This window comes from Streptomyces sp. NPDC087901, assembly GCF_044742205.1.
GTDB lineage: Bacteria > Actinomycetota > Actinomycetes > Streptomycetales > Streptomycetaceae > Streptomyces.
Genome location: NZ_JBIUUC010000006.1, coordinates 368,395 through 382,944, shown reverse-complemented (window position 1 = coordinate 382,944; position 14,550 = coordinate 368,395). Strand labels below are relative to the sequence as shown.

The 14,550-nt window shown below is 71.8% G+C and carries 12 protein-coding genes; 5 read left to right on the top strand and 7 right to left on the bottom strand.

Features of this window, described 5'->3' with window-relative positions; all coding sequences use genetic code 11:
* Window positions 1-22: 22 nt before the first annotated feature.
* The 4 genes from ACIOEW_RS21910 to ACIOEW_RS21895 are packed head-to-tail and all read left to right on the top strand — an operon-like array spanning window position 23 to window position 4,081.
* Complete coding sequence (locus ACIOEW_RS21910; protein ID WP_362556447.1) at window positions 23-1,105, top strand: ABC transporter permease; 1,083 nt, start codon at window positions 23-25, stop codon at window positions 1,103-1,105.
* Window positions 1,102-2,070 (top strand): ABC transporter permease, encoded by a 969-nt coding sequence (locus ACIOEW_RS21905; RefSeq protein WP_401965193.1) that lies wholly within the window; start codon window positions 1,102-1,104, stop codon window positions 2,068-2,070. Before ACIOEW_RS21910 ends, ACIOEW_RS21905 begins: the two co-directional genes overlap by 4 nt.
* On the top strand, window positions 2,067-3,089 hold the full coding sequence (locus tag ACIOEW_RS21900; RefSeq protein ID WP_401965192.1) for an ABC transporter ATP-binding protein: 1,023 nt from the start codon (window positions 2,067-2,069) through the stop codon (window positions 3,087-3,089). The genes ACIOEW_RS21905 and ACIOEW_RS21900 overlap by 4 nt, the downstream gene beginning before the upstream one ends.
* Window positions 3,086-4,081, top strand: a complete 996-nt coding sequence (locus tag ACIOEW_RS21895) for an ABC transporter ATP-binding protein (RefSeq protein WP_401965190.1) — start codon at window positions 3,086-3,088, stop codon at window positions 4,079-4,081. The genes ACIOEW_RS21900 and ACIOEW_RS21895 overlap by 4 nt, the downstream gene beginning before the upstream one ends.
* A gap of 86 nt (window positions 4,082-4,167) precedes the next feature.
* On the opposite strand, the gene ACIOEW_RS21890 is transcribed toward ACIOEW_RS21895, so the two are convergent.
* Both ACIOEW_RS21890 and ACIOEW_RS21885 read right to left on the bottom strand, forming a co-directional pair.
* Entirely contained in the window at window positions 4,168-5,277 is a 1,110-nt protein-coding gene (locus ACIOEW_RS21890; protein ID WP_401965189.1) for an XdhC family protein, read from the bottom strand.
* 60 nt (window positions 5,278-5,337) lie between these two features.
* Window positions 5,338-5,937 carry a MarR family winged helix-turn-helix transcriptional regulator gene (locus ACIOEW_RS21885; protein ID WP_401965187.1) on the bottom strand — a complete coding sequence of 200 codons (600 nt, stop codon included), beginning with the start codon at window positions 5,935-5,937 and terminating at the stop codon, window positions 5,338-5,340.
* 451 nt (window positions 5,938-6,388) lie between these two features.
* Between ACIOEW_RS21885 and ACIOEW_RS21880 the strand changes: the two genes are divergently transcribed.
* Window positions 6,389-7,753, top strand: coding sequence for an MFS transporter (locus tag ACIOEW_RS21880; protein WP_401965185.1), 1,365 nt, complete (start codon window positions 6,389-6,391; stop codon window positions 7,751-7,753).
* Window positions 7,754-7,833: 80 nt separating this feature from the next.
* Here the strand turns inward: ACIOEW_RS21880 and ACIOEW_RS21875 are convergent, their stop codons facing one another.
* From ACIOEW_RS21875 to ACIOEW_RS21855, 5 genes are all read right to left on the bottom strand, one after another.
* Window positions 7,834-8,787, bottom strand: a complete 954-nt coding sequence (locus ACIOEW_RS21875) for a bifunctional riboflavin kinase/FAD synthetase (RefSeq protein WP_362556435.1) — start codon at window positions 8,785-8,787, stop codon at window positions 7,834-7,836.
* 43 nt (window positions 8,788-8,830) lie between these two features.
* Window positions 8,831-12,526: a trypsin-like peptidase domain-containing protein gene (locus tag ACIOEW_RS21870; protein WP_401965183.1), complete on the bottom strand. Its 3,696-nt coding sequence runs from the start codon at window positions 12,524-12,526 to the stop codon at window positions 8,831-8,833.
* Between the two features lie 261 nt (window positions 12,527-12,787).
* Window positions 12,788-13,687, bottom strand: a complete 900-nt coding sequence (gene truB, locus ACIOEW_RS21865; protein WP_362556432.1) for a tRNA pseudouridine(55) synthase TruB — start codon at window positions 13,685-13,687, stop codon at window positions 12,788-12,790.
* Entirely contained in the window at window positions 13,684-14,136 is a 453-nt protein-coding gene (gene rbfA / locus ACIOEW_RS21860) for a 30S ribosome-binding factor RbfA (RefSeq protein ID WP_362556430.1), read from the bottom strand. The genes truB and rbfA overlap by 4 nt, the downstream gene beginning before the upstream one ends.
* Window positions 14,137-14,160: 24 nt before the next feature.
* Entirely contained in the window at window positions 14,161-14,457 is a 297-nt protein-coding gene (locus ACIOEW_RS21855) for a DUF503 domain-containing protein (RefSeq protein ID WP_136329549.1), read from the bottom strand.
* Window positions 14,458-14,550 lie beyond the last annotated feature (93 nt).

Genomic DNA, 14,550 nt, shown 5'->3' with positions numbered 1-14,550 from the left:
AGCACGAGTAACGAGAGTTCCCATGACAGCTGACAGCACTCCGGCGCTCGTGAAACAGGCGGATGCGGACACGGACGGCCCGGCTCCGGCCGCGCCCCCGGCCGCCCGCGGCCCACGGGCGCGCAACACCAAGGCCTATCTGAAGTACGTGGCCGCCAAGATCGTCGGCGCGGCCGTCTCGCTGTTCGCCGTACTGGTCACCAGCTTCTTCCTCTTCCGGCTCATCCCCAGCGACCCGGTGAAGCAGATGACCGGCGGGCGTCGCGTCTCCGCCGAGCAACTCGAATCGCTGCGGCATCAGTTCGGCCTCGACCAGCCGATGTGGCAGCAGTTCACCAGTTACGTGGGCGACGCGCTCACCGGCGACTTCGGCACCTCGTTCCAGTACCACGCCCCGGTCATGGACAAGATCACCGAGGCGCTCCCCGCGACCCTGCTCCTCACCGGAACGGCGTACGTCCTCTACAGCGCGCTGGGCATCTGGCTCGGCACCCGTACCGCCTGGCGCAACGGGTCGAAGAGCGACCGTTTCAACACCGCGCTCGCGCTCACGCTGTACTCCGTACCGTCGTTCTGGCTCGGCCTGCTCCTGATCATCGTCTTCTCGGTGGGCGTCGGACCGATCCCGGGCATGTTCCCGACGGGCGGCCTGGAGTCGGGCAACGAATCGGGCTTCGCATACGTGCTCGACGTCGCGCACCACATGGTGCTCCCCGTGATCACCCTGGTCGCGGTGGGCTACGCGCAGACGCTGCTCGTGATGCGCTCCTCGCTCCTCGACGAGATGGGCAGCGACTATCTGACGACGGCACGCGCGAAGGGGCTGCGCGACGACGCGGTCCGCCGCCGGCACGCCGTCCCCAACGCGATGCTCCCGACCTTCACCCTGATGTTCGTCAACCTGGGCCATGTGGTCGCGGGACAGATCCTGGTCGAGACGGTGTTCTCCTGGCCGGGTCTCGGCGGCCTCTTCTACCAAGGGCTGAGCGTCCCCGACCTTCCGCTCGTCCAGGGGCTGTTCTTCGTCTTCGCCACCGCGGTGATCCTGGCGAACACCCTGGCCGATCTGCTGTATCCGCTGCTCGATCCCCGGGTGGGCCGATGACGACCGAATCCATGCCCGCGTCCACGCCGGGGGCCGAGGCCCCCGCACCCGAGGAATCCGGGCCCGAGGCGGCCAAGAGCCCGGGCGCGCTGGCCCGGGCCCGCAAGCGGCGTTCCCTGGCCCGGTTCTGGCGGGAGTACCGCAGCCACCGGGGTGGTCTGTGGGGGCTTGCCGGGCTCGCCCTGATCGCGCTGATCGCCGTGTGCGCCCCTCTGCTGACGGGTGCGAACGCGCAGAGCGTCACGGAGGCTCCGGGCGGCGCACTGGAGTCACCGAGCGCCGAGTTCCCGCTCGGTACAGACCAGTTCGGACGAAGCGTCCTCGCCCTGCTGATCTGGGGTGCGCGCGTCTCACTGACCGTGGGGCTGCTCGCGGCGTTCCTCTGCGTGGCCATCGGTACGGTCGTCGGGATCGTCGCGGGGCACTTCCGCGGCTGGTACTCGACGGTTCTGATGCGGGTCACCGACTGGTTCCTGGTGATGCCGACCCTGGTCCTGGCGATCGCGCTCGCCACCGTGATGGACCGCTCCCTGTGGACGGTCATCATCGCGATCGGCGTCACGACCTGGCCGACGACGGCCCGGCTGGTGCGGGCGCAGACGCTTGCCGTGGAGTCCCGCCCGTACATCGAGCGCGCCCGCGCGCTGGGCGGCGGGCACGGACACATCATGCTCCGGCACGTCCTGCCGAACGTGATGCCGCTGGTGCTCGCGCAGACCACGCTGGTGATCTCCAGCGCGATCCTGACGGAGGCCACCCTGGCCTTCCTGGGCCTCGGCGACCCGACCATCACCTCCTGGGGCGGCATGCTCCAGGACGCGCGCGAAGCCGGTGCGGTGAGCGCGGGTGACTGGTGGTACCTGGCGCCGCCCGGCATCGCCATCGCCCTGGTGGCCCTGGCGTTCACGCTGTGCGGCCGCGCCATCGAGTCCGTCCTCAATCCCAAGCTGGGGGTGGCCCGTTGAGCACGACGAGCATCCGCAAGACGCCTCTTCTCGAAGTACGCGATCTGACGGTGACGTACGCCGGCGGGGCCCAGGCGGTCCGCGGGGTGAACCTGGAGGTCGACGCGGGCAGGAAGCTCGGCATCGCCGGGGAGTCGGGGTGCGGGAAGTCCACGCTGGCGCTCGCGCTGCTGCGCCTGCTGCCCGCGGGCACGAAGGTCACCGGCGAGATCCTGCTGAACGGCGAGGACGTCCTCGCCATGAAGTGGGGCCAGGTCAGGGCCGTGCGCTGGGCGGGTGCGTCGATCGTCTTCCAGGGCGCGATGCACTCACTGAACGCGGTGCACCGCATCGGAGACCAGATCGCCGAGCCGATCGTGCTGCACAGGAGGACGACGCAGGCCGCCGCGCGCAAGCGCGCCGGTGAGCTGCTGGAGCAGGTGGGTCTGCCCGCCGCCCGGGCGGACGCCTATCCGCACGAGCTCTCCGGCGGTCAGCGGCAGCGCGTGATGATCGCGATGGCGCTCGCCTGCGATCCGGGCCTGATCATCGCGGACGAGCCGACGACGGCCCTCGATGTGATGATCCAGGCCCAGATCCTGCGGCTGATCGAGCAGTTGGTCTCCGAGCAGGACCTCGGACTGATCATGATCAGCCATGACCTCGCGGTGCTCTCGGACACCTGCGACCGGCTCGCGGTGATGTATGCGGGACGAGTCGTGGAGCAGGGTCCGGCGTCCGAGGTCTACGAGCGGGCGCACCACCCGTACAGCAAGGCCCTGTCGGGCGCCTTCCCGCGGATCGGGGACCCCGCCTCGCGGTTCGCGCCGCGGGGGCTGCCGGGTGATCCGCCCGACCCGTCGGCGCTGCCGGCCGGCTGCACGTTCCATCCGCGCTGCGCGGTGGCCGTGGACTCCTGCACCACGCAGGACCAGGTGCTGCGGGTGTCGGGACCCGGGCGGCAGGCCGCCTGTGTGCTGGTGGGGCCGGAAGGGGCCGCGGCCCCGGAGGCCGCCGAGGAAGCAAGGAGCACATCATGACCACCACCACGGACCTGCTCAGTGCGCGCGATCTCCGGATCGCGTTCCCCGGCAGGCACGGCGCCGACCCGGCCCGTGCCGTGGACGGGGTCGACCTGGACATCCGCCCCGGCGAGATCGTCGCGCTGGTCGGCGAGTCGGGGTGCGGCAAGACGACCCTGGCCCGCTCGCTGCTGGGCCTGGTCCGGCCGACGGGCGGGCAGGTCACCTTCGGCGGCAAGCCGCTCGACTACGGGAGCCGTGCGCTGAAGGCGTACCGCAAGCGGGTGCAGCTGGTGCTGCAGGACCCCAGCGGCTCACTGAACCCGCGGCACACCGTCTACGACGCGGTGGCCGAGGGTCTGCGGATCCACCGCTACCCGGGCGACGAGCGGAAGGCGGTGACCGATGCGCTGTCCCGGGCCGGGCTGCGGCCTCCGGAGCGCTTCCTCCTGCGCTATCCGCACGAGCTGTCGGGCGGTCAGCGCCAGCGCGTGGTGATCGCGGGCGCGCTGGTGCTGGAGCCGGAACTCATCGTGGCGGACGAACCGGTGGCCTCCCTGGACGCCTCGGTGCGCGGCGAGATCCTGGCGCTGCTGCTGCGGTTGAGGGACGAACTGGGCCTGTCCGCGCTGGTGGTCACGCACGATCTCGGTCTCGCGTGGAACATCGCGGACCGGGTGGCGGTGATGTATCTCGGGCGCATCGTGGAGACGGGTGACGTGGAGCAGATCCTCACGGCTCCGCAGCATCCGTACACGCAGGCGCTGTTGTCCGTGCTGCCGGAGGCCGGGGGCGAACCGGTGGTGCTGACCGGTGAGCCGCCGGACCCGTCCAAGGTGCCGTCCGGCTGCCGCTTCCATCTGCGCTGCCAGGTCCTGGCCTCGGGCGAGGCGGAGCGGGCCGGTGTCGCCGACGCCTGTCGTACGAAGGACCTGCCGGTGCTCGCGGGCGGCGGCGAGACCCAGGTGGCGTGCCACTGGGCGAACGCGGCGGTGGCGGCGCGGCCGTAGGGCCGCGATGCGGTGTGGGTGGTTCTCCTGTTCGAGGGGCCGCCCGTCACCGCTGGGGGGCCGCCCGATACCGCTGGGGCAGCCCGTCACCGCTGTACGTGGTGGTGGATCGCGCCGGACAGTTCGCCGAGCGGCCGCCCGGTGCCGCCCCACCGGTGCTGGATGATCTCTGCGGCGATCGAGACTGCCGTCTCCTCCGGTGTCCGGGCTCCGAGGTCGAGGCCGACCGGTGAGGCGAGCCGGTTCAGGTCGGTCTCGCTCACGCCCTCGTCCCGTAGCCGCGCCAGCCGGTCGAGGTGGGTACGCCGGCTGCCCATCACCCCGATGTAGGCCGCCGGGGTGCGCAGTGCGGCGACCAGCAGGGGGACGTCGAACTTGGGGTCGTGCGTGAGCACGCAGAGGACGGTGCGCTCGTCGACGTCCGTGCCGGAGAGATAGGTGTGCGGCCAGGCACGGACGACCTCGTCGGCGGTGGGGAAGCGCTCGCGGGTGGCGAAGGCCGGGCGGGCGTCGCACACGGTGACCCGGTAGCCGAGGAAGGATCCGATGCGGGCGGTCGCCGCCGCGTGGTCGATGGCACCGAAGACGATCATGCGGGGCGGTGGCGCGTACGTCTGGATGAAGACGGACACGTCCTGCATCCGGCGCTCGCCATGGGCCCCGTACCACTGCCGGCCGGTCGCACCCTGGGCGAGGAGGCCCCGGGCGTCGTCGGTGACGGCGACGTCGAGTCCCTCGTCGCCCAGGGATCCCTCCGCGCCGTCCGCCCGGACCACCCGCCGCGCGCCCGCACGGGCGGCGTCCGGAAGGAGGGAGGCCACGGCGACCGGTTCGCCGCGTGCGACGGTCGCGCCGACGTCCCGGAGCCAGGTCCGGTCGGCCGCCCCGGTGAAGGGTGCGACGAAGACATCGATGGTGCCGCCGCAGGTCAGACCCACGCCGAACGCCTCGTCGTCACTGATCCCGTACGACTGCAGTTGCGGGGTTCCAGTGGCGAGCACCTCGCCGGCCACCTCGTACACCGCACCTTCGACGCATCCCCCGGAGACGCTGCCCGCCACCGTGCCGTCGGCGGTCACGGCCATCATGGCGCCGGGCGCCCGGGGAGCGCTGCCACGGACGGATACGACGGTCGCCAGCGCGAAGGGCGTACCGGCGTCGAGCCAGGCGCGCAGTTCCGACAGCAGTTCACGCACGGTTCGGACCTCCTCCGGCCCGGCACACCCGGCCCCGATGCGCTCACCATAAGCGAAGCTTCAGCGCTGAGATATTGAGCGCTCCGGGTCAGGGGTGGTGTCCCGCCGGATGGGTGCGTTCAGCGCGGCGCGGTCGGGCGGGGTCTGTTCCGCCGTCTCCAGGGAGCGCTCGAGCTTGCCCAGCAGCAGGCTCAGGCTGCGCCGGTCGGTGGCGGACAGTTCGGCGAGCATCCGCTCCTCGTTGGCGAAGTGCGCGACGGCAACGACATCGGCGATCTCGGTCCCGCGCTCGGTGAGCCGTGCGTGGACGATCCTGCGGTCCGCCGTATCACGCTCCCGGGTCACCAGGCCGGCCTTCTCCAGCCTGTCCAGCCGGAGCGTGATGCCGCCCGTGGTGACCAGGGCAATGTCCGCAAGCTGACCGGCGGTCTGTCGGTAGGGTGGCCCTGACCTGCGAAGAGCTGCCAGCACATCGAAGGATGCCATGTTCAGGTCGAAGCATTCGAAGAGGTCGGACAGCAGCCCCTGGTAGCGCAGGAAGCTGCGGTGGAGCCGGCCGAGCACCTCCATCGGCGAGGCATCGAGAGCGGGCAGCTCACGCTTCCACTGCTCCAGGATGAGGTCGACCGCGTCGGGGCGGCCGGAAGCTCCACGAGTCATGTGCGTTGGGAGACCGGCGCGATGCCGCGACCCCGCGCCTCCTTACCTGAACACCGCGCACGGCGCAGCGGTGAGGTGTTCACGGTACAACCGGTGACGGTCATGGAACCCTTGCGACGGCAATTTCTTAGTGCTAGAACTCTCACCATTAGCTGTTTGAGCCATTAGGTAACTCTCTGCCATCGGCGCGGCCCACACACCCCGCCCCAACGGGATACGGACCCTCGACACCCCGCGGTCCCGCCTGCGCCGACCCGCACCGGCATCCGCCACCCAGCCCCTGGCACCGTTCGCCCCGGGCCGGTCCGTCATGCCCGGGGTCATCCCCATCCACGAAACCCCAGCTCAGGACCGGTTTCACTTCGTTATTAAATCTAAGCACTTAGTTATTGACCGCTAAGACACTTCTTTCTAGGGTCACCGCAACTCCTCTGTTCGCGGAAGGATTCCCATGTCAATCGTGGCCAACGGCCCCACGGTGAGCTCCGTCTCGGCCAGGCTCGAACGCCTGCCGAGCTCTCGCTGGCACATCAAGGTCCGCACCCTGATCGGCACCGTCACGTTCTTCGAGGCGTTCGATCAGCTGCTGACCGCCTCCGCCCTGCCCGTCCTGACCGAACAGTGGAAGCTGAGCACCGGTCAGGGCACGATGATCGTCACCAGCGGCTCCGTCGGCATGCTGCTCGGCGCCCTCGTGGCCGGCTGGCTCGGTGACCGCATCGGCCGGGTGAACACCGTCGCGTTGGGCGTGGCCGTGACCGCGCTGGCCAGCCTCGCCGTCGCCGTCTCCCCCGGCTTCGCCCTGTTCACCCTCTTCCGCTTCGTCCAGGGCCTGGGCATCGGCGGTGTCGTGCCGGTCGCCGCCACGTACATCAACGAGATCGCCCGGGCGGAGCACCGCGGACGGTTCGTGCTGCTCTACGAACTCATCTTCCCGGCCGGTCTCGCCACGGCCACGCTCGTCGCGAGGTGGGTGGTGCCCAGCTTCGGCTGGCGGGTGATGTTCATGATCGGCGCCCTGCCCGTCCTCCTCGTCGTCGTCCTGCGCCGCCAGGTCCCGGAGTCGCCCCGCTGGCTGCTCTCCCGGGGCCGGGTCGCGGAGGCCGAACAGGTGATCGAGCGGATCGAGAAGGACGTGGCGAGGTCCACCGGCGCTCCGCTCCCCGAACCCGGACCGGCGACGGTCGTCGAGACCGAGCGGGGCGGGATGCGTGACCTGTTCACCGGCCGGTACCTGCGGCGCACGGTCGTGGTGTCGGCGCTGTGGTTCGTCGCGTACTACGTCAACCACGGCATCGCCACGTGGCTGCCGTCGCTCTACACCAAGGAGTTCGGTCTCGATCTGCCTACCGCACTCAACTACTCGCTGCTGAGCAACGTGACCGGTCTGATCGGCTGTCTGCTGGTCGCGCTCGTCATCGACAAGGTGGGGCGCCGGGTCTCCCTGACCGTCGGTCTCGGCGGGGCAGCCGTCGCACTGCTCTCGCTGGCCGTCTCCGGCGCCACCTCTGGTGGCCAGGTCGCGGCATGGGCCTCGGTCGCGACGCTCTTCGTCTTCGCCACCAACGTGAGCCTCTACCTCTACACACCCGAGCTCTACCCGACCCGGAGCCGGGCGCGCGGGGCGTCGTTCGGCGGGGTGTGGAACCGGCTCGGAGTCATCCTGGGACCGATCGTGGTCGGCGCCATCATCAGCTCGGGCGCCGGACTGGCCATGGTCTTCACCCAGCTGGGCTGTATCGCGGTGGTGGGTGCGGTGATCGCGCTGTTCGCCGTGGAAACCAAGGGGAAGACGCTGGAGGAGCTCAACAGCTGAGCAGCCCCCGTACTGCTACGGCTCCGGCCGGGACCGCGTGACAGCGGTTCCGGCCGGAGCCGTAGGGACGAGGTGAGCCCTCAGCCCTTGTCGTACGCGGCGATCAGCTCGCTGCACCGCTTCACATCGGCGGCCATCGCCACGAGCAGATCGTCGATCGAGTCGAACTTCAGCATGCCGCGTACGTACGCGAGGAAGTCCACGGCGACGTGCAGGCCGTACAGGTCGAGGTCGACACGGTCGATCGCGTACGCCTCCACCGTCCGCTCGGTGCCGTCGAACTGCGGGTTGGTGCCGACCGAGATCGCGGCGGGCATCGCCTCGCCGTCCACATGCAGCCAGCCCGCGTACACGCCGTCGGCCGGGATCGCGGTGTGCGGCAGGGTCTCCACGTTCGCGGTGGGGAAGCCGAGCTCACGGCCGCGCTGTGCCCCGCGGACGACGATGCCCTCGACGCGGTGCGGACGGCCGAGGATCTCCGCGGCACCGGCCATGTCCCCTTCGGCGACCAGGCGCCGGGTGAGGGTCGAGGAGAACGGCTCGCCGCCTCCGGCCTCGCCTCGCACCCGCAGGTCGATGACCTCGACGCGGTAGTCGTAGGTGTCGCCGAGCTCGGTGAGCAACTGCACGTTCCCGGCGGCCTTGTGACCGAACCGGAAGTTGGGGCCCTCGATGACCAGCTGCGCATGCAGCTTGTCGACGAGCACCTTCACGATGAAGTCGGCCGGAGCGAGCTTCGAGAACTCGGTGGTGAACGGCAGGATCAGCACCGCGTCCACGCCGAGCTCGGCCATCAGTTCGGCGCGACGGTGGTGCGGTGCGAGCAGCGGTGGATGGCTGCCGGGCCGGACGACCTCGCTGGGGTGCGGGTCGAACGTCACGACGACCGACGGCACCCCCAGCTCGCGGGCCCGCTCGACGGCCCGGCCGATGATCAGCTGGTGTCCGCGGTGCACCCCGTCATAGGAACCGATGGTGACGACGCTGCGTCCCCAGTCCTGGGGGATGTCCTCCAAGCCACGCCAGCGCTGCACTCTGACCGCTCCTCGCCCGAACCTGTGTACGTGGGTTTGTCTCTTACGCAGGTCTAAGACTGCCATGCTCACGCCCTGCGGCCTGCATCGGCATGGTCATCGGGGCACCGAGTGCCTCCACCGTCCGCCGCGCGCTGGGCCCGATGACCGCCGCCCACTCCTGCGGGGCGTCGGCCAGCCACCCGATGACCAGGGCGCCGAACCCGGGCACGTCACGGGCGAGCGCGACCACCAGCCGGTCGAACAGACCGGCCCCTTCGGTGGTGCGGACGAGCAGCATCCCGGTGCGGTGCACCAGGGCCCGGGTCCGGGCCGGTGACCGCCCCGCGCAGCCGGTCGCGGCTGCCCGCAGCAGCGCTTCCAGCACGATCGGGTCGCGGTACGCGCCGCCCTGCTCGAAGTCCAGCAGCACCTCCAGCAAGGTGTCCCGCAGTTGCTGGGACGCGGGGCTGCCGGGCGAGGCGAGCACCCCCGCGAGTGCGCCGCGGACCGGCGCGGGCGCAGGACGGTCCCGGAGCAGTCCGCTCAGCAGGGGAAGCAGCAGAGCCCGTGCGGCGGGCCCGTGCTCCAGCCTGCGGTCGAGGTACGCGGCGATGTGCGAAGCGTCCCCGGGGTGGCTGTCGACGAAGGCGCGTACGAGCCCGGCGTGGTGCAGGGCGAGCGCGGGGGCGTCGAGCCCGGCGAGCGCGCGGAGCACCTCACCGGCGCCGTCCCCGGACCGCACGAGCCGGTCCCGGTACCCGGCCAGCACCGGCTCCGGATGCGTGGGCAGCGCGACAGCGAGCGCGGCGGCGGACACCTTCGGCCCGTCCGCGGCGAAGGCCCGGAGGGCTTGCGGCAGATAGCGGTCCCGGGTCTGCGGATCGGCCACGAGCAGAGCGAGCGCGGAGCCGTGCACATCGCTGTCGGCGGGGCGGGCCAGCAGGGCGAGCGCGGCGCGGCGCAGCAGGGCGCGATCCGCTTCACGGGACAGATGCGGGGCGACGAGCGCCCCGTACGAGGCGGCCGCCATCCGCCGGACGCGGCAGTCGTCGTCGCGTGACCACCGCTCGACGGCCCGGCAGAGCGCTGCCGGTTCGTCCTCGGCCAGCGCGGCGAGCAGCTCGTCGGCCCGGGGGTGGCCCGAGGACACGAGCGCGTCGGTCAGATCGTCCACGGCGAGGTCGCGGCGGGCGTAGAGGAGCGCCTGCGCGGCCGCCGCCACGGTGGGCCGCAGGGCCACTCCCTCCTCGGCGGCGAGCGGGCGGTCGTCGGTGAACCAGGTGCACAGGAGCGGCTGGAGCGTGCGCGGATGGGCGGCGAGCCGCCGGGCCACGGCGTCCAGGAACCGCCCACCGCCGTCGGCGTCGGCGCGCGGTGGTCCGTCGGCGGGGACGAGCCGCCGGAACAGATCCGTCCTGTCCGCCTCGGGCAGCCGCAGCCGCCGCCAGAACCATGGCCCGAACTCGGCGTACGCACCCCGCGCCCCGGACCCGCCGCCTTCGGCCGAGCTCCGGACGATGCGCCCGGCGAGCAACCGGAGCACCCCGAGATGCGGCCGCGCGTCGGGGACCCGCAGCAGCGTCTCGGACAGCAGATGCACGGCCCACCAGCGCGCGTCGGGGAACGGCACGCCGCTGTCCGGGGCTGCATCCGTGGAGTCCATGGCCTCTGTGGCCCCTGTGGCCTCTGCCGCCTCAGCCGCCTCTTCGGCTTGTGCGGCCTCCCCCGCCGAGAGCCGGTCCAGCGCCTCGATCAGATCGGCGAGCCGGTGGGCCAGCGCGGCCGGGCCCTGGCGACGGCCCAGGAGGAGGAGTGCCTGGATCACCGGCCCGATCCGGTGGCGCGGGACGGGAAGGGAATGAGGCTGCTCCGGTGCGGGTGCCGTCTCCGGCGCGGCCTGCCCGGCCGGCCGACGGGGCTGCGGCACCCGGCCCCCTCCCCCTGCCACCGCATCCGCGTGCCACCGGTGCACCAGCGCCCGCAGGGCCGCTTCCAGGTCGAGATGCGCCCCCTGCACCCAGTCGCCCAGCTCCTCGTGCGCGAACCGGTATCCCGCTCCCGCCGGCACCAGCAGGCCCTCGGCCAGCACCGCCGACGCCCAGCCCGTGCGCCACGGGAAGACCTCCTCGAACGCGGCCCGGTCCAGCTCCCCCTGCCCCGGCCCCAGGCAGCGCCTGGCCGCCTCGTGGACCTGGCCCGCCACCCGCGCGGCCAGCCGTCGCACCGCCGTGCCGTGCGGCGCGGGACGCCACCGGGCGGCGATCCGGACCGCGACGCGCAAGCACATGAGGTCCAGGTGGGCGCCGAAGACCTCTTCCGTGTCGGGACGCCCGGGGATGTCCGCCGGGAGGGCTTCACGTACCTCCGCGAGCAGCCGCAGCGTGAGCGGGTGCCGGTCGTGGCCGACCGCGAGTCCGTCGGGCGGGAGCGCGTACCCCGTCCGGGCCCGCTCCGCCTGGTCCCCCGTCAGGTCACCGATGCGGACAGCCGAGGGGAGCCGCCTGGCGGGGCGGGCCGGGCGGTGCAGCGCGCCGGGCGGGCAGAGCGCACCCGCGGTCTCCCAGTGCTCGGGCCGGCAGGCGACGACGAGCCGCGTCCCGTGCTCACGCAGCCAGTCGACCGTCCCCCCGGTCCACCCGGCCAGCCGGTGTGCCAGGACGGGCGGCATCTCCTCGGGGCCGTCCAGCAGGACGAGCAGCGGGCTGCCGTTATCCGCGGCCAGCCGGGCCACCCGCTCGGGAGTGGCGGTCGCCATGTCACCGACGGCTCCGGCGGCGGTGACGATGCGCCCGGCCTGTTGCAGCATGCGGGCGATCGCGTCGGCCACGGAGGTGTCGTCGGCCAGCAGATCGGCTCCGCGCAGCCACAGGGTGAGCTCGGGTACCGCGCCGCGGGCCCGTCGCGCGGCGAGCGCGGCAAGTTCGGTGGTGCGGCCGGTGCCGGGCGCTCCGACCAGGCCGAGGACCACCGCGGGATCGGCCCCGTCCACCGTCCGGCCGGCCGACGTGAAGGCGTTGAACTCCGCGAGGGCGTCGGGCCGTTCCACCGGATCGGGCCAGGCACTCGGGCCGCCCGCGGAGCCGACCGACATTGCGGTGAGCTGGAGCGCCCCCGCAGCGTTCAGATCGATTCCGTATCCGGGTACCACCCTCGCATTGCGCCGCAGCAGCGCGCCGAGCTCGCCGTCCCGGTCCGGTCCGGCGAGTGGCACCGCGCATCCGGCGGCGGCGTGACCGGCGCGCAGGGCGGTGCCCAGGACGGCGATGACGGCGCCGCTGTCCGGGTCGAGCACGGGCCCGCCGACGGCCGCGCCGCCGAGCCGGAGCGCATCGCTGCCGTCCGTGCCGAGGGCCAGTTCCAGCGCCCGGCCGATCGTGTGGGTGCGGCCGCCGGCGGTGTACGTCACGGAGGTCGCGCCGAGGACGCGTGCCTCACGCCAGCCGTGCGCGGCGATCGCCACATAGGTACCGGCGTCGGTCCGCTCCCGCTGGACGATCGGCAGGGGCGGCGCTCCGAGCACGTCCGGTCCGCCCGTGGGCAGGAGCGCGAGGTCGGACTGCGGCAGTGCGGTGATGTCGTGAGCCTCGACGCGGCAGCTACGGCCGTCCGGGCCGTGCAGAAGGAGGTGCGGGAGGCCGTCGACGGCTTCGTGGCTGGTCACGACCGTGCCCCGATCGTCCGCGACAAAGCCCGTCCCCCGCGGCCGGCCCGCCGGATCGCACAGTCGTACCAGTGTCGCCCGGTCCCCGCATCCCATGATCCGACGTTAGGACGACGGTGATCCGCACGAGAGGCGAACAGGGTAAAAGCGCCCCGTTCGCACCCCCGATTCACTCCGAGCGCCTGCTCGTTGGGGTGAATCAGGGGCGTTCGCCGGACAGAATCCGGTGGGGGCGTGGAGCGGGCTCAGAGGCCCTGCCCGCTCCACGACCAGGGTCTTTCGTCTCGATCATGCAGGGCTCGCGGGACCCGGCATGATCCGGACGAAAGGCCCTACGTCCCGGGAGGGGCCCGGAGGTCAGGCGAAGACGGCGAGGCTCTTGGCCTTGCCCTTCTGCTCCTCGACGAGAACCAGGAACCGCCCGTCGGGCCCGAAGACCGCGACCGGCCCCGGCGGGTACGCGGGCATGTCCAGCCGCACGCCGTTGAGCAGCAGCTTGGCGCGCTTGTCGTCGACGTCCCACCGAGGGAACGCCGAGTCGGCGGCCTCGGCCACCGGCATCACGACCAGCTCCTCCTGGTGCTGGTCGATCGTCCGCGCGGCGTCGATACCGTACGGACCGACGCGGGTGCGCCGCAGGGCGGTCAGATGCCCGCCCACGCCGAGCCCGGCGCCGAGGTCCCGGGCGATCGCCCGGATGTACGTACCCGACGAGCAGACCACCGAGACGACCAGGTCGACCACCGGGGTGCCGTTCTCGGCGACGGCCTCACGGACGTCGTAGACGTGGAAGGACGAGATGGTCACCGGCCGGGCCGGGATCTCGAACTCCTCGCCACCACGCACCCGTGCGTAGGACCGCTTGCCGTCGATCTTGATGGCACTGACCTTGGACGGCACCTGCATGATGGCGCCGGTCAGGGCGGCGACGCCCGCGTCGATGCCCTCGCGCGTCACCCCGGAGGCGTCGGTGGACGAGGTGATCTCGCCCTCCGCGTCGTCCGTGACGGTGTCCTGGCCGAGCCGGATCGTACCGAGGTACTCCTTCTCGGTCAGTGCGAGATGGCCGAGGAGCTTGGTGGCCTTCTCGACGCCGAGCACGAGCACACCGGTCGCCATCGGGTCCAGCGTGCCGGCGTGGCCGACGCGGCGGGTCCTGGCGATACCGCGCATCTTGGCGACGACGTCGTGCGAAGTGAAGCCGGACGGCTTGTCGACGATGACAAGGCCGTCCGGCGTCTTGTTCTGCGCTGTCATTCGGAGGCTGTGTCCTCGTCGGTCTCGTCCTCCGGCTTGCGGTACGGGTCGGCGTCACCCGCGTACGTGGCGCCCGAGGACGCCTCGCGCACCTTGGCGTCGGAGGCCCGTACCCGGTCGAGGAGGTCCTCGATCGCCTTGGCGTTCTCGGGCAGCGCGTCCGCCACGAAGGCGAGGGTGGGGGTGAACTTCGTCCCCGCAGCCGAGCCGACCGCCGAGCGCAGGATGCCCTTGGCGCTCTCCAGCCCGGCCGCCGCGCTCGCCCGCTCCTCGTCGTCGCCGTAGACCGTGTAGAAGACCGTGGCCTCCCGCAGGTCGCCGGTGACGCGGGTGTCCGTGATGGTCACGTGCGTACCCAGGCGCGGGTCCTTGATTCCACGCTGCAGTTTCTCGGCGACCACCTCCTGGATGAGGTCCGCCAGCTTCTTAGCCCGCGCGTTGTCGGCCACTGGTCCGTCTCCTTCTCGCCTTGCTCAATCGTCTTCGTCGCTGTGCAGCCGCCGCCGTACGGACAGCAGCTCCACTTCCGGCCGGCCCGCGACCAACCGCTCGCACCGGTCGAGTACGTCTGTGAGGTGCCCGGTTTCCCCGGAGACCACGGCGAGGCCGATCTCGGCCCTGCGATGGAGGTCCTGACCGCCCGTCTCCGCCACGCTCACCGCGTACTTCCGCTGGAGCTCGGCAACGATCGGACGGACTATGGAGCGCTTCTCCTTCAACGACCGTACGTCGCCGAGAAGCAGATCGAAGGACAGTGTCCCCACATACATGTGTGTCCGGATGTCCCGCCGGTTCGGGTTCGCGCCCCGCCGGTGATTGGCAGGGACACAAGAACCGTACACGGAACGGCCGGGGCCGATCGA